The following is a 19,842-nucleotide window of genomic DNA, read 5'->3' as shown; positions in this document are numbered from 1 at the left end:
TTGAAGGCTTGAGCGGGAGGTAGGCGCACGTGGAAGACCTTGGTGAGATCGTTGGCGAGTTCCTCATGGAAAGCCACGAGAACCTGGACCAGATCGACCGCGATCTCGTCGACCTGGAGCAGGACCCGAACTCGCGCGATCTGATCTCGCGCATCTTCCGGGCGATCCACACGATCAAGGGCACCAGCGGATTCCTGGCCTTCGGCCGGTTGGAGACGCTCGCCCATGCCGGAGAGTCGCTGCTGTCCAAGCTGCGGGACGGCGTCATGCCGGTCACGCCGCAGACGATCACCACGCTGCTGGCCACCATCGACGGCGTCCGGTCGCTGCTCGCCGAGATCGAGGCGAACGGCAACGAGGGCGACGTCGACGTGGAGAGCATCATCAGCGCGGTGCACGCCCAGATGCAGGCTCCCCTCGCAGAGGAGAAAGCTTCTGCCGAGCCCTCGGCCGAGGCGGCCGCCTCCAACGAGCCGGAGGTGGCGCCCGCACCGCTCGACGAGCAGGGCAGCCGCCCGGCGCCCGAGCCGGTCGAGGGTCAGCGCCGCCCGCTGGGCGAGATGCTGGTCGAGTCCGGCGCGGCCCAGCCCTCGGACGTCGGCTCGGCGCTGCAGTCCCAGCTCGAGGGCGACGAGCGCAAGCTCGGCACGATCCTGCTGGAGGAGGGCAAGGCCCAGCCGGCCGCGGTCACCGAGGCACTGCAGCAGCAGGCGCCCAAGCGCAGCGTCGCCGACTCGGCCATCCGGGTCGACGTCGACCTGCTGGACAACCTGATGAACATGGTCGGTGAGCTGGTGCTGGCCCGTAACCAGCTGGTTCGCGGCGTGATGGAGGTGGGCGACTCCGGCCTGGTCCGCAGCGCCCAGCGGCTCGGCATGATCACCAGCGAGCTGCAGGCCGGGATCATGAAGACCCGGATGCAGCCGATCGACCACATCTGGTCCAAGCTGCCCCGGGTCATCCGGGACCTGTCCGCCTCGCTCGGCAAGCAGGTCCAGCTGGTCATGCAGGGCAAGGAGACCGAGCTGGACCGCAGCCTGCTGGAGGCGGTCAAGGACCCGCTGACCCACCTGGTGCGCAACGCGGTCGACCACGGCATCGAGGAGACCGAGCGGCGGGTCGCGGCCGGGAAGTCGCCGGAGGGCACGCTGACCCTGCGGGCGTACCACGAGGGTGGGCACGTCGCGGTCGAGGTGGCCGACGACGGCGCCGGTATGGACGTCGACCGGATCGCGCAGAAGGCCGTCGAGAAGGGCCTGATCCGCGCCGACCAGGTGGCGAGCATGGACAAGCGCGACATCATGGCGATGGTCTTCCAGCCCGGCTTCTCCACCGCCGCCAAGGTCACCAACGTGTCCGGCCGCGGCGTCGGCATGGACGTGGTGAAGACCAACATCGAGCGGATCGGCGGCGCGGTCAGCGTCGACTCGACGCTGGGCGAAGGCACGGTGTGGCGGCTGAACATCCCGCTCACGCTCGCGATCATCCAGGCCCTGACCGTGGACTGCGGGGACCAGCGCTACGTCGTACCCCAGGTCGCGGTCCTTGAACTGGTCTTCATCGACGGCCAATCCACCAAGATCGAGTACGCGTCCGGCGCGCCCGTCTACCGGCTGCGCGGCAAGCTGCTCCCGCTGGTGCGGCTGGACGGCGCGCTCGGCCTCGAGGTCGGCGGCGACCAGGGCGTCTACATCATGGTGCTGCAGGCCGACGGCCGCCGTTTCGGCCTGGTCGTGGACCGCGTCCTCAACACCGAAGAGGTCGTCGTCAAGGCGCTCAACAGCAGATTCAAGGACATCGGCCTGTACGCCGGAGCGACCATCCTCGGTGACGGCAAGGTCGGCCTGATCCTGGACGTCTCCTCGCTCGCCCGGCGCAGCCACCTGGCCGCCGACTCGAAGGAGAGCACGGTCGGCACGTCCCGGGAGTCCAAGCTCGCGACCAACGGCGAGCGGCTGCTGGTCACCGCGGTCGGCGAGCGCCGGGTGGCGATCCCGCTGGACACGGTCACCCGGCTCGAGGAGTTCCCGCGGGACCGGATCGAGCAGGCCGGATCGCGCGAGGTCGTGCAGTACCGGGGGCAGATCCTGCCGCTGGTCCGGCTGTCGCATCTGCTCGGGGCGTACACCGAGGAACTCGAGGGGGACACCGTGTCGGTGGTGGTCTACAGCGAGGGCGGCCGCAGCGTGGCGCTGGTGGTCGACCGGATCGTGGACATCGCGGAGAACTCCACGACCGCGCGCCGGGACGCCGAGGAGGACGGCCTGGTCGGCACCGCGGTGATCCAGCAACGGGTCACCGAGTTGCTCGACGTGCGCCGGGCCATCCTCGCCGCGGACCCGAACTTCTATCAGGACAGCGACGACCCGATGCTGGTGGAGGCCTGACATGGCGAGCCGGCAGTTCGCCACCTTCGAGGTGGCCGATCAGCTCTTCGGCGTCGAGGTGGACACCGTGCAGGAGGTGCTCTCGTACAACGAGTACACCCCGGTGCCGCTCGCCCCGCCCGCCGTCGGCGGCCTCTTCAACCTGCGCGGTCAGGTGATCGCGGCGGTCGACCTGCGGGTGCAGCTCGGCCTGCCCCGGCAGTCGCTCGAAGGCCCGGTGATGAACGTGATCCTGCGCGGCGACGGCGAGCCGGTCAGCCTGCTGGTGGACCGGATCGGCGAGGTGGTCGACCTGGACGACGAGGCCTTCGAGCCGCCGCCGGACACGCTCGGCGGGCCGACCCGCGAGCTGGTGGTGGGCACCTTCAAGCTGGACGGGCGGCTGATGCTCGCCTTGGACGTACGCCAGGCCGTCGACACCTATCGAGCCACCACCTGATGTACAGCCTGGTCAGCGCTCCCGTCCTCGGCTTCGACCTGACCCGCCTGGGCGGCGGGTCGGCCACGGCCGAGGTGATGCTGCGCGGCCTCCGGCTGGGGCCCGGCGACCTGTCGATCCTCGCGGAGCGTCTGCCGCACGAGGACCTGCGCGGCCCGCTGTGGGTCGAGGTGGAGAGCGCCGCCCGCCGGTTGCCGTCGTTGAAGAAGCTCAAGGAGGACGACCCGGCCGGTGCGCTGGCCCTGGTCGAGCGCGCCCCGATCGGTTCGGTGGACGCGCTGCTCACCTGCCTGCGGTACGACGTGATGGCCTGGACGTGGCACGGCACCGGCCGGGACGCCCAGCAGTCCGAGCCGGCCGCCGCCGCCACCGCCCTGCTCTGCGACGCTGCCGTGGCCAGCTATCTGCGCGAGGTGCTGGACGAGTCGACCCGGCGGATGCTCGGCGCCGGATGGGTGTCCGCGTTGCGGAAGCTGCCGTCCGGCGCGCCGATCGACCTCGGGCCGCACCACTACGCGTTGTCCGCGTTGCTGGAGCGGCTGCGTGGCATCCGGCACCGCGATCTGACCCGCCTGACAGCCTCGGCGGAGGACGCGCGGCGCAACGCCGGAGGGTGGTCCCCGGCCGTTCATTCCGCGTCCTGGGCGGCCTATCTGTCGGATCGGGTCCGCACTGCCGCCGCAGCACAGATGCTGTTGGTGCAGGCCGTCGACACGGCCGGTATTCCGCTGGCCGATCGGGCCGGTGGGGTGTGGAACATGCTCAGCGGCGCGGTCCAGGCGCTGGTCGTGCGTGACCTCTTGGACACCGCCACGGCACACCGGCTGCTCGCGCCGGTGGTCGCGGCGCTCGGCCCGTCCTGGCTCGGCGAGAAGGGGGTGATCTGATGATCGCTGTCCTCGTCGTGGACGACTCCGTCGTGGTTCGCAAGCTGATCACCGACGCCTTGGGTGGTGCGCCAGGCATCTCGGTGGTCGGCACGGCGGCCAACGGTCAGCTGGCCCAGGCCAAGATCGACCAGCTGAAGCCGGACGTCATCACCATGGACATCGAGATGCCCAAGATGAACGGCATCGAGGCGGTCAAGGAACTGCGCAAGCGGCACCGGACGCCGGTCATCATGTTCAGCACCCTGTCCGCGGCGGGCGCCTCGGCCACGCTGGAGGCGCTGGCCGCCGGCGCCACCGACTACGTGACGAAGCCGTCCAACGTCGGCTCCATCGCGGAATCGGTCGCGGCGGTGCGCGAACAGCTCGTACCCAAGATCCACGCGCTGGCGAAGAAGGGCGGCCCACGGCCCACCCTGCGCGGGCCGCAGCGCCCACTTTCCGCACCCGGCCGGCTCGCGCCGCCGAAGCTCCCGGCCCGGCCCGCCCGGCCCGGCCCGGCGGCCGTCCGGCGCGGACCCCAGGGACGGGTCGACCTGATCGCGGTCGGCAGCTCCACCGGCGGACCGGACGCGCTCACCAAGGTGCTGCTCGGCCTGGCCGCCGACCTGCCGGTGCCGATCGTGGTCACCCAGCACATGCCGCCGGTGTTCACCAAGATGTTCGCCGAGCGGCTGGACCGCAGCACGCCGCTGCGCGTGGTCGAGGCCGGCGACGGCATGGAACTCACCGCCGGAACCGTCTACATCGCCCCCGGCGACAAGCACCTGGTGCTGCAGCGCAAGGGCACGGCCGTGGTCGCCCAGCTCAGCGGCGCCCCGCCGGAGAACTCGTGCCGGCCGGCGGTGGACGTGATGTTCCGGTCGGTGGCCCAGGTCTACGGCGGGTCCGCGTACGCCGCGGTGCTCACCGGCATGGGCCACGACGGCCGGGTCGGCGCCAAGGTGCTGCGCGACGCCGGCGCCGAGGTGCTCGCCCAGGACGAGGCGAGCTCGGTGGTCTGGGGCATGCCCGGCGCGGTCGTGCAGGCCGGGCTCGCCGACGAGGTACTGCCGCTGGACCGCATCGCGACCGGCCTGCTCACCCGGCTCAAGGTCGGCCGATCCGCGGCGGTGGCCCGATGACCCTCTCGCACACCGACTTCTCCTACGTCTCCACACTGGTGCGCCGCGAGGCGTCGATCGTGCTCGCCCCCGGCAAGGAGTACCTGGTCGAGGCGCGGCTCATCCCGGTCGCCCGGGCGGTCGGCGCGGCCGGTGTCGCGGACTTCCTGGCCGATCTGCAGCGCCGCCCGAACAAGCTGAACGAACGCAAGATCGTGGACGCGCTGACCACCAACGAGACGTCCTGGTTCCGGGACCGGGAGCCGTTCACGGCGCTCACCGACGTGGTGCTGCCCGAGCTGGTCAAGTCCCGGGCCTCCCAGCGCAAGCTGCGGGTCTGGTCGGCGGCCAGCTCCAGTGGCCAGGAGGCGTACAGCCTGGCCATCACCATGCAGGAGCACCTGCCGCCGGGCTGGTCGTACGACATCATGGGCAGCGACATCTCCACCGAGATGATCAAGCGGGCCGAGGCGGCCGAGTACAGCCAGGTCGAGGTCAACCGCGGCCTGCCCGCGGCGCAGCTGGTGCAGTACTTCGAGCGGGCCGGCGCGCACTGGCGGATCATGCCGGCGCTGCGCCGCAACGTCAGCTTCAAGCTGATGAACCTGACCGCCCCGTTGCCGTCGATGCCGCCGTTCGATGTCATCTTCCTGCGCAACGTGCTGATCTATTTCGACGTGGCGACCAAGAAGAACGTGCTGCGCAACGTCGCGCGGCTGCTGCGGCCGGACGGCTGGCTGTTCCTCGGAGCGGCCGAGACCACGATCGGCATCGACGACAACTACGAACGGGTGGCGGCCGGCCGGACCTCTGCCTACCGGATCCGCACCGCGGCACCCGTCGGCGCCGCAAGGAGAGGATGAATCCGCATGCGCGCCATGGTTATCGACGACTCCCGAGCGATGCGCATGATCCTCAAGCGCATCGTCAGCAAGCTCAACTTCGAGGCCACCGAGGCCGGTGACGGGCAGGAAGCCCTGGACCTGCTGGCCACGATGACCGAGGTGCCGGAACTGGCCCTCATCGACTGGAACATGCCCAACATGAACGGGCTCGAATTCGTCACCCGGGTGCGGTCGGAACCGCGCCTGCGGGAGATGACCCTGGTCATGGTCACGACCGAGAGCGAACAGAGTCAGATCGTGCGGGCGCTCGCGGCGGGCGCCCACGAATACGTGATCAAGCCCTTCACCGAGGGCGCGATGATCGAAAAATTGGCCCTGCTGGGCCTCGTCCCGACCGGAGCGAACTCATGAGCGTCGACGTCGTGGTGAAAGAGGGCGACCTCGCCGAGATGGTGGAACAGGTCTGGGTGTCCTACCTGGACCCGGAGGGGATCAGTCCGCTGATCCCGAACGGCGACGACAAGCAGCCGTCCGAGGTGCACTCGTCCGTCTCGATCACCGGAGCCTGGAGCGGACACGTGGTCTACGCGTCGTCCATCCACGCCGCGAAGAAGGCCGCGGCCGCCTTCCTGGCGATGGAGCCCGACGAGGTGAGCCAGGAGGACCTGACCGACGTCCTCGGGGAACTCGCCAACATCGTCGGCGGCAACGTCAAGGCGATGCTGCCGCCCGGCTGTCTGCTGTCCCTGCCGCAGGTCGTGATGGCGCCGGACACGGCCACCAGATATCCGGCCGCCGAGCGGATCAGCGGCCTCTACGGGGTCTGGGACGGCGAGCCGGTGTCGGTGTCGATGTGGCAGAGCCGGGAAGCGAGGGGAGAGGAACTGTGAAGATTCTGATCGCTGACGACAGTCGCGTGATGCGCCAGATCGTCACCCGGACGCTGCGTCAGGCCGGTTTCGGCGACCACGACCTGGTCGAGGCCGCGGACGGCAAGGAGGCGCTGGACAAGGCCGCCGCCGAGAGCCCCGACCTGGTGATCTCCGACTGGAACATGCCTGAGATGACCGGCATCGAGGTGCTGCGCCAGCTGCGTGGGGCCGGGAACGAGGTGAAGTTCGGCTTCGTCACGTCCGAGTGCACGCCGGAGATGCAGCAACAGGCGGAGGCGGCCGGCTCCCTGTTCTTCATCGTCAAGCCGTTCACCGCGGAACGTTTCGAAGAGGCCTTCTCACCAATCTTGGGATGATATTCATGTCTGACACCTCGGTTATCCCCGGTTCCCACCTCGTTCGCAACCTCTATGAGGACCTGCTCGGCCGCGACTGCAACGTCAGTCCCGGCGACCCCATGACCGCCGAGGACCTGCCCGGCGCCAGCATCGCCGTCTACACCGACAGCCAGCAGCAGATCTATGCCGTGATGGGCATGCAGCTCTCCTTGGCGGCCAACGTCGGCGCGGCCCTGGGCCTGCTGCCGGCCGGCGCCGCGGAGGACAGCATCGACGAGAAGAAGCTGGCGCCCAACCTCGCGGAGAACGTCTTCGAGCTGTTCAACGTGCTGACCTCGCTGCTGAACCGGGAGGGCGGGCCGCACGTCAAGCTCTACCAGGTGGTCTACCCCGGCATGGAACTCCCCAACGACGCCCGCGCGCACTTCCTCGCCCTGGGCCGCCGGCTGGACCTGACCATCGAAGTAAATCGCTACGGCAAGGGGAAGTTCTCGTTGTCGATGGCTCATTGAGATCAAGAGCTTTCGTTGCCCGCGTCCGTCGGGGTACGGACCGTATGCTCCCGCGGGCACCGGGAGAGGGGCCCACCTGACGGTGCCCCTCTCCCTTCCGGGTTCGTGCGTGCAAGGACAAGAACTGACCGCAATTGCTGACACGCTTTCGGCATGGCCGTTCTCACCGACCGCCGGCTCAACCGGGCGACGCTGCACCGCCAGCTCCTCCTGGAGCGGTCAGCGGCGACGACGCCGCTGGACGTCCTGAGGTTGCTTGTCGGGTTGCAGGGTCAGGATCCGGAGCTGCCCCACATCGGGCTGTGGAACCGGCTTTCCTCGTTCCGGACCGAGGAACTCGACGAGCTGCTGGAGCGGCGGGCGGTTGCCCGGGGGACGCTCTTCCGGGGCACGCAGCATCTGCTGGCCGCCGACGACTACGTGTGGGTCCGGCCGTTGCTGCAGCCTCTGCTCGGCCGGATGTGCACGACGCTCTTCAACCAGTGGGTGCCGGCGGCGGCGCATGACGAGCTGGCCGCCGAGGCGGCGCGGCTGCTGGACGGTGTCACGCTGAGCCGGCCCGAGCTCGGGCGTGCGCTGCGGGAACGCTGGCCGGAGCAGGAGGGCGTCTTGCTGGCGCGGGCCGCACAGGTGGCGCTGCCGATCGTCCACCCGTACCCGGACGGGACCTGGGGCAGGCGCGGGCCGACGCCGTTCGCACTGGCCGAGCAGTGGCTGGGGCGGCCCTTCGCGACCGGCGTCGAGCTGCGTGAGCTGGTACTGCGCTACCTGGCCGGCTTCGGGCCGGCGAGCGTGCGGGACATGCGGGCGTGGAGCGGCCTGACCCGGATGAAGCCGGTCTTCGAGGCCCTGCGGCCCGAGCTGGTCACCTACCGCAGCGAGCACGGGACCGAGCTCTTCGACCTGCCCGGCCGCGACCTGCCCGAGGAGGACCTGCCGGCGCCGGTCCGGTTCCTGCCCGGCTTCGACAACGTGACCTTCGGGTACGCCGACCGGCGCCGGATCATCGACGACGAGCGCCGGCCCGTGCTGGTGGAGTTCGCCGCGTTCACGGTCGACGGCCGGGTCCGCGGCGCGTGGAAGATCCGCGCCGGCGTCCTCACGATCCGGCCCTTCACCCCGCTGACCAAGACCGAGCTGGCCGACGTGGAGTCCGAGGCCGAGGCCCTGCGCGCCTTCACCGGCGCGCGGGAGCTGGCACTCTCAGCCGGCTAGATCCTGTCTCGTGGACCCCGCCTCGCACTGGGGTGATCCACGAGACACCAGGCTCAACCGGCCAAAACGAGAGCCATCCGGCCCTGTCGGGTGCGTTTGGCCTCGTACATGGCGGCGTCGGCGCGCGCGATCAGGGACTCGGCCGGGGCGCTGCCCGAAGCCGCCCACGCGACGCCGATGCTGGCCTGCGGGTGCATCTCGGTCGCGCCCACCTCCAGAGTCGCCGCGTTCAGGGTCGCGACCACGGCCTCCGCGATGCGGGCCGCCCGGTCGATGCCGGACACGTCGGCGCAGATCACGACGAACTCGTCCCCGCCGAAGCGGCCGATGACGTCGGCGGCGCGGACCGCGGCGCGCAGCCGGTCGGCGACCAGCCTCAGGAGCTCGTCGCCGATTGCGTGCCCGTACTCGTCGTTGACGGTCTTGAAGCCGTTGAGGTCGATGAACATCACCGCCGTGCCGCGGCTGCCCGGGCTCGCCAGCTCCTGCTGGAGGGCGGCCAGGGCACTGGCCCGGTTCAGGCAGCCGGTCAGCGCGTCGTAGGTGGCCCGGTGCCGGAGCTCCTCGCGCAGCCGGGACGCGTCGGTGATGTCGTTGAAGCAGACGATCGCGCCGTTCACCGCGTCGTCCTCGCCGGTCAGGGTGCGCAGCAGGGCGTGGATCCGGCGGTGGCCGGCGCGCGCGTCGACGTAGCCGTACTCGATGTCGATGTCGTCCTCGCCGCGCAGCACCGCCTCCACCGCGGCCCGCACCGCCGGCCGGTCGTCGGCGTCGACGGTGTCCAGCGGGAGCGTGTCACCGACCGTCGCGCCGGTGGACCGGGCGACCCGCGAGTTCTGGTAGACGACCCGCCCGTCCCGGTCCAGTTGCAGCACGCCGACCGGCAGCGTCTCGGTGAGCCGGGCCAGCATCCGCTCGTTGGCGCGTAACGCCTCCTGCGCCGCCATCTCGTCGGTGATGTCCAGCATCTCGGCCAGGACGTGCGGCAGGTCGGCGTCGTCGACGTGGCTGTGGTTGGTGATCTCGAACCAGATGGCGGTTCCGTCCTTGTGCAGGTGCCGCAGACGCACCCGGCGGGCGGCGCCGGGCGGCGCGGCGAGCATGTCGATCCAGCTCGTGATCGCGCGCGGGTGGTCGTCCGGGTGCACCAGGTCGAGGGCGCGGCGTCCGGTCAGCTCCTCGGCGGTCCAGCCGAGCACCAGCTCGACCGTGGGATCCACGTCGATGACCTGGGCCGCGGGGCTCTTGCGCATGCTGATCAGGCGCGGTTTGACCGGTCCGATGTCCAGCGCGCGGGCGGAGACGCTGCCGGCCGCGCCGGTGACCAGGCCGATGTAGACGCCGTGCGAGTGCCGGGCGTCGATGAAGTGCAGCCGTACCGGCTGCTCGGGCGCGGCGAGCAGGCGCACGTCGCAGTTCGCCACGCCCTCGGCGTGCACCTCGTACCAGGCCTCGAAGACGAAATGCTGGTCCTCGGCGACGACCAGGTCGAGCGCGGAACGGCTGTTGCTGATCGGCTGGTGCTCGATCAGCTCGAGCGTCGGCGGCACCGACACGAAAAGACCGTTCTGACTGATCCCGGTGATGTGAGCGTCCGGGTACTGCGCGAGGGCGGCGGTGAGCACGGCATCCAGCCCGGCATGGTCCATACCCCTCTGATCGGCCTGTTCTAGCCGCCGGTAAGGGAGACGACCGCGGAGACTGCCTTGTCGATCAGGCCGTCCAGGGCCCGGGGCAGCATCGTCACCGCGGTGCCGGCCAGCGTGAGGACCAGCAGGATCTTGGCGGGGAAGCCGAGCTGGAACGCGTTGAGCGCGGGCGCCACCCGGTTGAGCAGGCCGAACGCGACGTCCGTGAGGAACAGCACGGCGATCAGCGGGCCGGCGATCTGGAGCGCGGCGAGGAACATCTCGGCGATGCCGGTGATCAGCAGGCGGCTGAACGTCTCCATCGAGATGTTCGCGTTCAGCGGCAAGGCCCGGTACGACTGCATGAACCCGCGCAGGATCAGCTGGTGACCGTCGGACGCGAAGAGCAGCGTGGCGGCGGTCAGGTTGTAGAACCGGCCGAAGATCGAGCTCTGGTTCATCGACAGCGGGTCGAACGCCGAGGCCAGCGTGAAACCGCCGAACACGTCGATCAGGTCGCCGGCGGCCTGGATCGCGGCGAACAGCAGCGCGGTGATGAAGCCGAGCGACGCGCCGACGAACACCTGGAGCGCGGCGCAGGCGATCAGGTCCGGCGTCTCCAGCGAGGGCAGGCTGCCCCGCAGGTACGGCGCCATCGGCAGGGTGATCCCGATGGACAGCAGCACCTTCACCTGGCGCGGGATGAGCCGGCTCTGGAACGGCGGGCAGATGGCCAGCCACGCGCCCGCCCGGACCGCTCCCAGCATGATCGTGAGCAGCTCGTTGATCGGGACGTCGAAGTTCACTGGTAGCTCGCGACCAGCGCCGTGATGATCAGCCCCCAGCCGTTCACCAGCACGAACAGCAACAGCTTGAACGGCATCGCCACGGTCACCGGCGGCAACATCATCATGCCCAGCGACATCAGGGACGCGGACACGACCATGTCGATGATCAGGAACGGGATGAAGAGGACGAAGCCGATGATGAACGCCGCCCGGATCTCGGAGAGCACGAAGGCCGGGATCAGGGTGGTGAGCTCGACGTCGTCCTTGTTCTTCGGCTGCTCCTGACCGGACACCTTGACCAGCAGCGCCACCTCGTCCTGGCGGGCGGTCCGCCACATGAAGTCGCGCAGGGGCTCCACGCCGTCCTTGAACGCCTGGCTCTGACTCTTGTCGCCCTTCAGATAGGGCTGCACGCCCTGTTCGTTCACCTGCGAGATGGTCGGCGACATGATGAACAGGCTGATGAACAGCGCCAGCCCGGCCAGCACCTGGTTGGGCGGCATGCTGGTCATCCCGAGCGCGTTCCGGGTGATGCCCAGCACCATGAAGACCTTGGTGAAACACGTGCAGAGCAGCAGGCCCGCGGGTGCGATCGAGAGCAGCGTGAGGCCGAGCACGATGACCAGCGAGGTGGCCGGCTTGCTGCCGTCCGGGTTGGTGCCGCCGACGTCGATGTTGATGCTCGGCGCCGAGGGTGGCGCCGGTGGGGCGGGCGCCGCCCACGCCACGTCCGGCAGGAGCACCAGCCCCACACCGAGACCCAGGATCAAGATCAGCAGGGTACGCCGCATGTCAGCGCCTCGTGGTCCGGTCGCGCAGGAAGTCCATGGTCGATCGCCAGGTCTTGGGCGACAGCGCCGAGCCGTCCAGCGGCCCCGGCGTGGCGACCGTGTTCGTGGGCAGGTCGAGCGCGTCCCGCTTCTCGTGCGGATGGGCCGCCTGCTTCTGGAAGACCGCCAGTTCCGTCTCGCCCAGCAGGCTGACCTGCTGGTCGGTGACGCCCAGGATGAGCGCCTTGTCGGCCACCTGGACCACGGTGACCGCGGCGCCCCGGGCCAGCTGCTGCCGGGTGAGTACCGACAGCGTTCCCGTCCCGCGGTGCCCGCCCAGCGGGCGCCGGGCCATCTTGGCCAGGCCCCACATCAGGCCGAAGACGACCAGGAGCGAGAAGCCGATCCGCAGGGCGAGTTCGAACAAGGGGTCACTCCCGTTCGGTGCCCGGGGAGACGATCTCGGTGATCCGGATCCCGAAGTTCTCGTCCACCACGACCACCTCGCCGCGAGCGATCAACCGGCCGTTGACCAGTAGGTCGGCCGGGCTGCCCGCGGCCCGGTCCAGCTCGACGATCGCGCCGGGCGAGAGGGACAGGAGCTCGCGGACGCTCATCCGGGTCCGGCCCAGCTCGGCGGAGACCTCCATCTCGACGTCGTGCAGCATGTCCAGGCCGCCCCGGATGGCGGCGGCGCCGGGCGTCCGGGGGGCCACGCCGCCACTGTCGCCGTCGGACGGCCACGGGCTGAGCGCGAGCGCCACCACGGCCCGGGTCACCCCGGCGTCCAGCAGCGGCACGGCGACCGCGTCCGGCTTGGCGGCGATCGCGCTGAGTGCCACGCCGGGCTCCATCAGCTGGCCGGGGTCGAGCACGGTGGGGCCGAAGGCGCGGGCGGCGGCCTCGAGCGCCGGGCGTACCGCGGCGGTCAGGTCGAGCTCGCCGAGTGGGCTCTCCTTGAGGGCGTCGGCCAGGTCCTGACCGACGACCACGACCACCTCGCCGGTCGCCGCGCCGCTGAACCTGGCGGTGATCGCCTGGCCGTCGGTGAGGATGTCGGCGGAGGCCGCGACGGGTTCGCCGGCGACCAGCTCGCGGCTGGTCGGCAACACGCCCAGCGCGGCCTCGGCGGCGGTCCGGGCCAGCATGAGCTGCGGTGCGGTGATCGTCGGCGCGGTCATCGGCGGCCAACCTCCTTCGACTTCGGCGGCGTGGTCATCGGCGGCCGACCTCCCTCGACGGGGCCTCCTTGGGCGCCGGCACGACCAGGACGGCGAGCCGCGCACCCTGGTTGCCGGGGACCGCATGCGCGAACACGGTCTCGTTGACGGTGACCTCGAGCGGCAGGCTGGTCGAATGACTCAGCGGCACGACGTCGCCGGGTCGCAGATCCACGATGTCATCCGTACGCATACGAATGGGCTGGAATCGAACGGCTACGTCGATCGGCGCCGCGGAAAGCCCGGCGGTCAGATTGCGCGACGAGGTGTCCCGGACCATCCGCTCGGCGGCGGTCAGCTCGATGTGCTCCTGCTTCTCCAGCACCGGCAGGATCGTGTTGAACGGCAGGCAGATACTGGCCACGCACTCCTCGGTGCCGATCTTCACTTCGAACGACGCGACGACCACCGCGTCGCTGGGCTGATGGGCGCGCAGGAACTGGGCGTTGTACTCGATGTCGCGCAACTTGGGCGAGATGTCGACCAGCGTCTCGAAGCCGTACCGGAGCTCGCCCAGCATCCGTTCCAGCAGGCCGCGCAGCAGCGGCATCTCGACCTCGGTCAGCGGGCGTTGCGGCTGGGCACCGCCCGGGCCGCCGAGCATGTGGTCGATCGCGGTCATCGCGGCCGACGAGGCCATCTCCATCAGCACCGTGCCGGGCAGAGGATCGATCGAGACCGTCGCGAGGACGGTGGGATTCTCCAGCGAGCTCACGTACTCGTCGTAGTTCAGCTGCTCGATCGAGGCGAGCGTGACGCTGCTGACCACGCGCAGTCGCGTGGTCAGCAGGTTGCCGCAGCTGCGGGCGTACGTCTCGAAGCAGATCTGCAGGGTGCGCACGTGCTCACGGGACAGCTTGATCGGCCGGCGGAAGTCGTACGCCACCGGCCCGCTTCCGCGGCCTGACATCTTGCCCGGCGGGCGCGCTGCGGTGGAGGTCACATGGTCATAATCGCGTCATTTCACCCCACCCCGTGCCGCATTGCGCAAGATGCCTTGTTCCAGATTCGCTTTCGAGGCGTTGAACTGGCGGCGAATCTGGAACTTGGCAGAGGGCAGGTCCGGCGTCTGCCAGGCCTGCCCATCTGCGTGCTTTGCGTTACTGCGTCACGAACTGGGTGAAGTAGAGGCCCATCACGGGCGACTCCTCCTCACCCTCCTTCAGGTAAGCCTTCTCGATCTTCTTGAGCAGGTCTTCCTTCTTCGTCTCCCGGCCCTTCTCGGTCTCCAGCTCCGCGATCTTCACACCGGTGTACTCGTCGATGGCCAGGTCGATCGCCTCGGCGATGTCCGGGGCCTCTTCGCCGGCGGCCTCGGTCAGCTGCAGCGTGAAGGCGAGCTTGAGATAGTGGGCGTCGGCCAGGTTGATCGTGATCGCGTTCTCCATCGTCACCACCGCGCCCTTGACCGGCTCGACCGGCTCGGCGGCGGCCTTGTCGCCCTTCAACATGAAGAACGCGCCCGCACCACCGCCGCCCAGGACGACCACGGCGATGATGATGATCATCAGCATCTTCTTGGACTTCTTCGGCGCCTCGGCGGCGTCTTTCTTTTCTTTCTCAGCCATTTCGGTCCCCCTGTCGCTCAGTCGTGGGTGGTGGTGGTCGTGGTGGTCTTTTCGGCAGGAGCCTCGGCGTGCGTAGCGCCGGCGTGCAGCTTGGCGTCGTCACCGGCGACGGTCGGCAGCAGCGCCGCCTGCTCCGCGGTGAGCTGGGTGAGGACCACGACGTCGACGCGGCGGTTCATCGTCACGGACCTCGGGTCCTTCGGGTTGATCAGCGGCTTGGTGTCGGAGAACCCGACCGCGCTCATCCGGTTCTTGGTCAGGCCGTGACCGGTCAGGTAACGCACCACGGTCGAGGCGCGGGCCGCGGAGAGTTCCCAGCCGCTCGGGTAGTAGGTGGTCGTGGCCTTGAGCTGGTTGGTGTGCCCGTCGACCTCGACGCTGTTGGGCAGGTTGGCGAGCGCCGGCGCGATCGTGTCGAGGATCTTCGCGCCACCGGGCTGCAGGTCGGCGCGGTTGCCGGCGAAGACCACGTCGTTGGTGACCACGGTGATCACCAGGCCGCGCTGGTCGATGGTGAACTTGACCTGGTTCTGCAGCTTCGCCTTCACCAGGGCGTCGGTCACCTTCTTCTCGACCTCCTTGAGGTTCTTGGCCTCCTTGGTCGCCGCCTCGGCATCCTTCGAGGCCTTGGACCGGTCGGCGGCCCGCAGCGCGGCCTCGACCGCCTGCTTGTCCTTCTTCGACATTTCGGCCGTGCCCGAGCCGCCCTCACCCGGGTTCGCGCCCGGGTCGATCGGCACCACCGAGGTCGAGTTGCCCGAGCCGTCGAGCGTCGCGGCCGAGCCGCTGAACGCCGCGCTCTGGGCGCCGAAGCCGTCGGACAGGCCGGACGCCAGCTCGGCGAACTTCTTCTGGTCGACGCTGCTCATCGAGAACAGCACCACGAACAGTACGAACAGCAGCGTGAGCATGTCAGCGTAGGACACGAGCCAGCGCTCGTGGTTGACGTGCTCCTCGTGCTCCTCGTGACCGCCCTTCTTCCGCTTGCTCCCGCCGCCTGAACTCACCTAAATCACGCCGCCTTCTTCGTCGATGCGGCCTCGGCCGCCGCAGCGGCGTCCGGGGGCAGCAGGGAACGGAGCTTCTGCGCCACCAGGCGCGGGTTCGAGCCGGCCTGGATCGCCAGCACACCGTCGATGACCAGTTCCATCTCGTCCGACTCGATGCCGGAGAGGCGGTCGAGACGGGCGGCCATCGGCAGGAAGATCAGGTTGGCCGAGAGCACGCCCCACAGGGTGGCGACGAATGCCGCGGCGATGGAGTGGCCCAGCGACTCGGGCTTGTCGAGGTTCTCGAGCACGTGCACCAGGCCCATGACCGTGCCGATGATGCCGACGGTCGGTGCGTAGCCGCCCATGTTCTCGAAGATCTTCTTGCCGGCCTTGTCGGCCTTCTTCTTCGCGGCGATCTCCGCGTGCAGGATGTCGTGCAGTTCCTCGGGGTCGGTGCCGTCGATGGCGAGCTGCAGACCGCGCTTGAGGAACGGGTGCTCGACGGTCTTGACCGCGTCCTCGAGGGCCAGCAGGCCCTCGCGCCGGGCCCGCTCGGCCAGCTTGACGACCTCGTCGACCAGCAGGTTCGGCGGGGAGACCTTGGCCAGGAACGCCTTCTGGAGCAGCTTGCCGACGCCGAGCGCGTCCTTCATCACACCGCCGGCCATGGCGGCCATGAACGCGCCGCCGAAGACCAGGAGCATCGACGGGATCAGGATGATCGACGCCGGGCTGCCACCCTCCAGGATCTGGACGGTGAACACGATGACGACGGCGACTACGACACCAATGATGCTGGCGAGATCCATCAGCGGTCCTTCCGGTGCAGCGGGAGCACGACGGCGTCCTGCTCGACGTTGTCCGAGACCGCGGTGGCGGGCTCACTCTCGAGGCGACTCGCCTGGGCGATCAGGGAGGCGCGGTAGTGGCGCACCGAGTCGATGAACTCGGGCACGGATTCCGAGATGACGTACTTGGTGCCGTCGACCAGCGTGATGACCGTGTCGGGCGTGCAGTCGGCACGCTCGACCAGGTCCGGGTTGAGTGCGAACACGGCACCGTTGATGCGGGTTACGAGGATCAAGACGTCCATCCTTGGTCAGTCATGTTTCGGCTGGGTGGGCCATCCGTAGCCCGTCAACTTGTCCATCGGCCCCCGCCCGGTTGCCGATGAGCGCGCATTAGTCGCCATCCGGGTGTAGAAAAGCGAGGCTGGGGCGGGCATGGTGCCCACCCCCGCCTCGCCATTTGCACGATGCAACGGGACCGCCCGCGATTGCCGCCGGCGAGTTGCGGACTAAACCGGCCGCCGCGGGGTTTGCAGCAGTCGTTTTCGGCCGAAACTCGCCGGTTACAAGGCGATCGCCGCGGAGCGAAGCGGAGCCAGCCAGCTCAGCGCTTCAGGTTGACCAGTTCCTGGAGGATCTCGTCGCTGGTGGTGATGATCCGGCTGTTGGCCTGGAAGCCGCGCTGGGCGATCACCAGGTTGGTGAACTCCTGGGCCAGGTCGACGTTCGACATCTCCAGCGCGCCGCTGGTGATCAGACCGAGCCCGGCGGTGCCGGCCGAGCCGACCTGCGCCAGGCCGGAGTTGACCGTGCTGCGGAACATCGAGTCGCCGATCTTCTCCAGACCGTTGACGTTGTTGAAGTTCGCCAGCGCCACCGTGCCCAGCGTCTGCTTGAGGCCGTTGGAGAAGACACCGACGATCTGGCCGGTGTTCGACACCGTGTACGAGTTCAGCACGCCCGCCCCGGATCCGTCCGAGTTACTCACCCGGGCCTCGGTGTTGCCGCTGAACTGGGTCAGGTCGTGGATGTCGAAGCTGAAGTCGCCGATCTGCCACTTGCCGGAGTCCGCGCCGGTGTCCGGGTCCGGCGAGCCGACCGCCCTGCCGTCGGTGAACGTGATCGCCTGGCTGCTGCCGTCCGGCAGTGACGCCGTCCACTCCGTCGCGGCCGTCTTCTCGAACGTCACCACCATGGTGTTGGCGGCGCCCGCGGCGTCGTACACCTTGATCGGGATCTCTTTTTTCGTGCCGATCAGGGACTCGTTGGAGAAGTTGCCGGTCAGGGTGATGTTCTCGGTGATCTCGGGCTTGAGGCTGATGCCGATCGGCAGCTTGATGTTTCCCGGTGTGCCGGAGGTGTTGACCATCCCGTCGCTGTCCGCCGACCAGCCCTGCACGATCTGACCGCTCGGGGTGGTCAGCGAGCCGTTGGCGTCGAAGGTGAAGGATCCGGCCCGGGTGAACAGCGACTCCCCGCCGCTCTTCACCACGAAGAAGCCGTCGCCTTGGATCATCATGTCCGACGACTTGCCGGTGGTCTGCGCGGCGCCCTGGCTGAAGTTGGCGTTGATGCTCGCCAGCCGCACGCCCAGGCCGGCCTGCGCCGGGTTGGTGCCACCGGACTGGTTCTGCGGGGCGCCGGCCGCGTTGACCATCTGCGACAGCGTGTCCTGGAAGACGGTCTGGCTGGACTTGTAACCGGTGGTGTTGACGTTCGCGATGTTGTTACCGGTGACGTCCATCATCTGCTGGTGCGCGCGGAGACCGCTGATGCCGGAGAAGAGGGAACGCAGCATAGGTCAGACTTCCTTCTTGGTGGTGGAGGTGTCGGAGGTTTGCTGGACTTCCGTGACCTTCGACAGCTCCACATCCGTGTTCCCGACCGTGAGGGTCGGGCCGCTGTCGCCGTTGAGCTTGGTCTTCGTCACGACGCCGGTGTAGTCCATGCCGTCGGCGCCCTTGTACGTGACCGTGCGGCCGACCAGCGAGCTCGCGCCGATCAGCTGCTGGGCGGAGAGCATGTCGGCGATCTCGCCGAGCTTCTCCACCTGGGTGAACTGGGCCGTCTGCGCGAGGAACTGCGTCGAGTCGGCCGGGTTGCTGGGGTCCTGGTACTTGAGCTGGGCCACCAGCAGCTTGAGGAACGTGTCCTGGTCGCCGAGCTTCTTGGTGCCGGCGTCCGTGCCGCTCTTGTTGGTGTACATGGAGGTGGGCGACACGTTCGCGGCGTCGTACTCCCGGCTCACGTTTCCACCGATCGGCGACGTCATGACGATTCCCCCTGAACGTTGGCGGCTCTTACTCCCTGGTTTTCGGCCGCTCACGCGATCCGCTTAGGCAAGGATCACGGAAGGTGAGGGAGGTGAGAGTGGGCCGTGAGCGAGAAGACCGAACAACCCACCGCGCAGAAACTCAAGAAGGCCAAGCAGGAGGGCCAGATCGGGCGCAGCCAGGACGTCGGCGCCTGGTTCGGGATGCTCGCCGCCAGCATCGTGCTTCCTCGTACGCTCAGCTCGGCGATGGACCACGCGCGTGAGCTGATGGCCAAGGTCCCGGACGTGATCGCCGACCCGGACCCGGCCCTGGCCCTGGGCATCATGAAGGACGGTCTGATGAGCGCCGTCTGGGCGGTGCTGCCGCTGGCGCTCACGATGATGGCGGTCGGCATCGCCGCGGCCGGCGCCCAGGGTGGCATCCGGGTGGCCACCAAGCTGTTCATCCCGAAGTTCAACCGGCTGAACCCGTTTCCCGGCATCAAGAAGATGTTCGGGCCGCAGTCGTTGTGGGAGGGCACCAAGGCGCTGGTCAAGACCGGGGTGCTGGCCGGGGTGCTCTACCTGACGATGAAGGACATCGTGCCGCTGCTGATGACGGCCGGCCGGCTCCAGCTCGCCTCGCTGCTCGCGGTGATCAACGACGCGGTGCTGACGCTGATCCGGTCCGCTTCGGTGGCGGGCATCGTGATGGCCGCGGCCGACTACTTCGTGGTGCGCCGCCGGACCAACAAGCAGCTGCGGATGACGAAGGAGGAGGTCAAACAGGAGAACAAGAACTCCGACGGTGATCCGCACGTGAAGGCGGCGATCCGGCAGCGGCAGATGGCGATGGCCCGGAACAGGCAGATGGCCGACGTGCCGACCGCGGACGTCATCCTGGTCAACCCGACGCACGTGGCGGTGGCGCTGCGCTACGAGCCGGAGAAGGGCGCGCCCCGGGTGGTCGCCAAGGGCACCGGTCCGATCGCCGGCAAGATCCGGGATCTGGCGGCCGAGCACCGGATTCCGATGGTCCAGGACGTCGCGCTGGCCCGGGCGCTGGAGTCGGCGGTCGACGTCGGCATGGAGATCCCGGCGGACTTCTTCGGCGCGGTGGCGAAGGTGCTGGCGTTCGTGATGAGCCTGAAGAAACGGGGCTCGGCTGCCGGGTTGCATCGAAACCCGAACCCCACCCCAGTACCGGCATAAGCG

General features: G+C 69.0%; 23 protein-coding genes. 11 read left to right on the top strand and 12 right to left on the bottom strand.

Annotation, left to right across the window (positions count from 1 at the left end; all coding sequences use genetic code 11):
* Positions 1–29 precede the first annotated feature (29 nt).
* The 10 genes from QSK31_RS20635 (at position 30) to QSK31_RS20590 (ending at position 8,619) form a co-directional block, all read left to right on the top strand.
* Complete coding sequence (locus QSK31_RS20635) at positions 30–2,387, top strand: chemotaxis protein CheW (RefSeq protein WP_285685878.1); 2,358 nt, start codon at positions 30–32, stop codon at positions 2,385–2,387.
* A gap of 1 nt (position 2,388) precedes the next feature.
* A complete protein-coding gene (locus tag QSK31_RS20630; RefSeq protein ID WP_285685877.1) occupies positions 2,389–2,826 on the top strand; it encodes a chemotaxis protein CheW in 438 nt (145 codons plus the stop codon).
* The gene (locus QSK31_RS20625; RefSeq protein ID WP_285685876.1) at positions 2,826–3,713 is read left to right on the top strand and encodes a hypothetical protein; all 888 of its coding nucleotides are present in this window, start codon (positions 2,826–2,828) and stop codon (positions 3,711–3,713) included. The genes QSK31_RS20630 and QSK31_RS20625 overlap by 1 nt, the downstream gene beginning before the upstream one ends.
* A complete protein-coding gene (locus QSK31_RS20620) occupies positions 3,713–4,837 on the top strand; it encodes a protein-glutamate methylesterase/protein-glutamine glutaminase (protein ID WP_285685875.1) in 1,125 nt (374 codons plus the stop codon). The genes QSK31_RS20625 and QSK31_RS20620 overlap by 1 nt, the downstream gene beginning before the upstream one ends.
* Positions 4,834–5,679 carry a CheR family methyltransferase gene (locus QSK31_RS20615; protein ID WP_285685874.1) on the top strand — a complete coding sequence of 282 codons (846 nt, stop codon included), beginning with the start codon at positions 4,834–4,836 and terminating at the stop codon, positions 5,677–5,679. Before QSK31_RS20620 ends, QSK31_RS20615 begins: the two co-directional genes overlap by 4 nt.
* A 6-nt stretch (positions 5,680–5,685) precedes the next feature.
* Complete coding sequence (locus QSK31_RS20610) at positions 5,686–6,072, top strand: response regulator (protein ID WP_285685873.1); 387 nt, start codon at positions 5,686–5,688, stop codon at positions 6,070–6,072.
* Positions 6,069–6,551 carry a chemotaxis protein CheX gene (locus QSK31_RS20605; RefSeq protein ID WP_285685872.1) on the top strand — a complete coding sequence of 161 codons (483 nt, stop codon included), beginning with the start codon at positions 6,069–6,071 and terminating at the stop codon, positions 6,549–6,551. The genes QSK31_RS20610 and QSK31_RS20605 overlap by 4 nt, the downstream gene beginning before the upstream one ends.
* Complete coding sequence (locus QSK31_RS20600) at positions 6,548–6,910, top strand: response regulator (RefSeq protein ID WP_285685871.1); 363 nt, start codon at positions 6,548–6,550, stop codon at positions 6,908–6,910. Before QSK31_RS20605 ends, QSK31_RS20600 begins: the two co-directional genes overlap by 4 nt.
* 5 nt (positions 6,911–6,915) lie before the next feature.
* Positions 6,916–7,404, top strand: coding sequence for a hypothetical protein (locus QSK31_RS20595; protein WP_285685870.1), 489 nt, complete (start codon positions 6,916–6,918; stop codon positions 7,402–7,404).
* Positions 7,405–7,557: 153 nt separating this feature from the next.
* Positions 7,558–8,619: a winged helix DNA-binding domain-containing protein gene (locus tag QSK31_RS20590; RefSeq protein ID WP_285685869.1), complete on the top strand. Its 1,062-nt coding sequence runs from the start codon at positions 7,558–7,560 to the stop codon at positions 8,617–8,619.
* 53 nt (positions 8,620–8,672) lie between these two features.
* Here the strand turns inward: QSK31_RS20590 and QSK31_RS20585 are convergent, their stop codons facing one another.
* From QSK31_RS20585 to QSK31_RS20530, 12 genes are all read right to left on the bottom strand, one after another.
* Entirely contained in the window at positions 8,673–10,268 is a 1,596-nt protein-coding gene (locus QSK31_RS20585) for a GGDEF domain-containing protein (protein ID WP_285685868.1), read from the bottom strand.
* A gap of 20 nt (positions 10,269–10,288) precedes the next feature.
* Complete coding sequence (locus QSK31_RS20580) at positions 10,289–11,053, bottom strand: flagellar biosynthetic protein FliR (protein WP_285685867.1); 765 nt, start codon at positions 11,051–11,053, stop codon at positions 10,289–10,291.
* On the bottom strand, positions 11,050–11,826 hold the full coding sequence (gene fliP, locus QSK31_RS20575; RefSeq protein ID WP_285685866.1) for a flagellar type III secretion system pore protein FliP: 777 nt from the start codon (positions 11,824–11,826) through the stop codon (positions 11,050–11,052). The genes QSK31_RS20580 and fliP overlap by 4 nt, the downstream gene beginning before the upstream one ends.
* Before the next feature lies 1 nt (position 11,827).
* A complete protein-coding gene (fliO, locus tag QSK31_RS20570; protein WP_285685865.1) occupies positions 11,828–12,232 on the bottom strand; it encodes a flagellar biosynthetic protein FliO in 405 nt (134 codons plus the stop codon).
* A gap of 4 nt (positions 12,233–12,236) precedes the next feature.
* Positions 12,237–12,986 carry a flagellar motor switch protein FliN gene (gene fliN, locus QSK31_RS20565; RefSeq protein WP_285685864.1) on the bottom strand — a complete coding sequence of 250 codons (750 nt, stop codon included), beginning with the start codon at positions 12,984–12,986 and terminating at the stop codon, positions 12,237–12,239.
* Between the two features lie 34 nt (positions 12,987–13,020).
* Positions 13,021–13,968 carry a flagellar motor switch protein FliM gene (locus QSK31_RS20560; protein ID WP_285685863.1) on the bottom strand — a complete coding sequence of 316 codons (948 nt, stop codon included), beginning with the start codon at positions 13,966–13,968 and terminating at the stop codon, positions 13,021–13,023.
* 157 nt (positions 13,969–14,125) lie between these two features.
* Complete coding sequence (locus QSK31_RS20555) at positions 14,126–14,593, bottom strand: flagellar basal body-associated FliL family protein (protein WP_285685862.1); 468 nt, start codon at positions 14,591–14,593, stop codon at positions 14,126–14,128.
* A gap of 17 nt (positions 14,594–14,610) precedes the next feature.
* Positions 14,611–15,600: a flagellar motor protein MotB gene (locus tag QSK31_RS20550; RefSeq protein WP_285685861.1), complete on the bottom strand. Its 990-nt coding sequence runs from the start codon at positions 15,598–15,600 to the stop codon at positions 14,611–14,613.
* Between the two features lie 5 nt (positions 15,601–15,605).
* Positions 15,606–16,394, bottom strand: coding sequence for a flagellar motor protein (locus tag QSK31_RS20545; protein WP_285685860.1), 789 nt, complete (start codon positions 16,392–16,394; stop codon positions 15,606–15,608).
* On the bottom strand, positions 16,394–16,678 hold the full coding sequence (locus QSK31_RS20540) for a flagellar FlbD family protein (protein WP_285685859.1): 285 nt from the start codon (positions 16,676–16,678) through the stop codon (positions 16,394–16,396). Before QSK31_RS20540 ends, QSK31_RS20545 begins: the two co-directional genes overlap by 1 nt.
* Positions 16,679–16,977: 299 nt before the next feature.
* A complete protein-coding gene (locus QSK31_RS20535) occupies positions 16,978–18,171 on the bottom strand; it encodes a flagellar hook protein FlgE (RefSeq protein ID WP_285685858.1) in 1,194 nt (397 codons plus the stop codon).
* A 3-nt stretch (positions 18,172–18,174) separates the two neighbouring features.
* Positions 18,175–18,645: a flagellar hook assembly protein FlgD gene (locus tag QSK31_RS20530; protein ID WP_285685857.1), complete on the bottom strand. Its 471-nt coding sequence runs from the start codon at positions 18,643–18,645 to the stop codon at positions 18,175–18,177.
* A 105-nt stretch (positions 18,646–18,750) separates the two neighbouring features.
* Here QSK31_RS20530 and QSK31_RS20525 point away from each other — a divergent pair, with 105 nt between their 5' ends.
* A complete protein-coding gene (locus QSK31_RS20525; protein ID WP_285685856.1) occupies positions 18,751–19,839 on the top strand; it encodes an EscU/YscU/HrcU family type III secretion system export apparatus switch protein in 1,089 nt (362 codons plus the stop codon).
* Positions 19,840–19,842 lie beyond the last annotated feature (3 nt).

It is taken from the genome of Actinoplanes sp. NBRC 103695, assembly GCF_030269485.1.
Taxonomy (GTDB): Bacteria; Actinomycetota; Actinomycetes; order Mycobacteriales; family Micromonosporaceae; genus Actinoplanes.
Note: the sequence above shows the minus strand (reverse complement) of the source record. Positions and strands in the feature narration are given on the sequence as shown.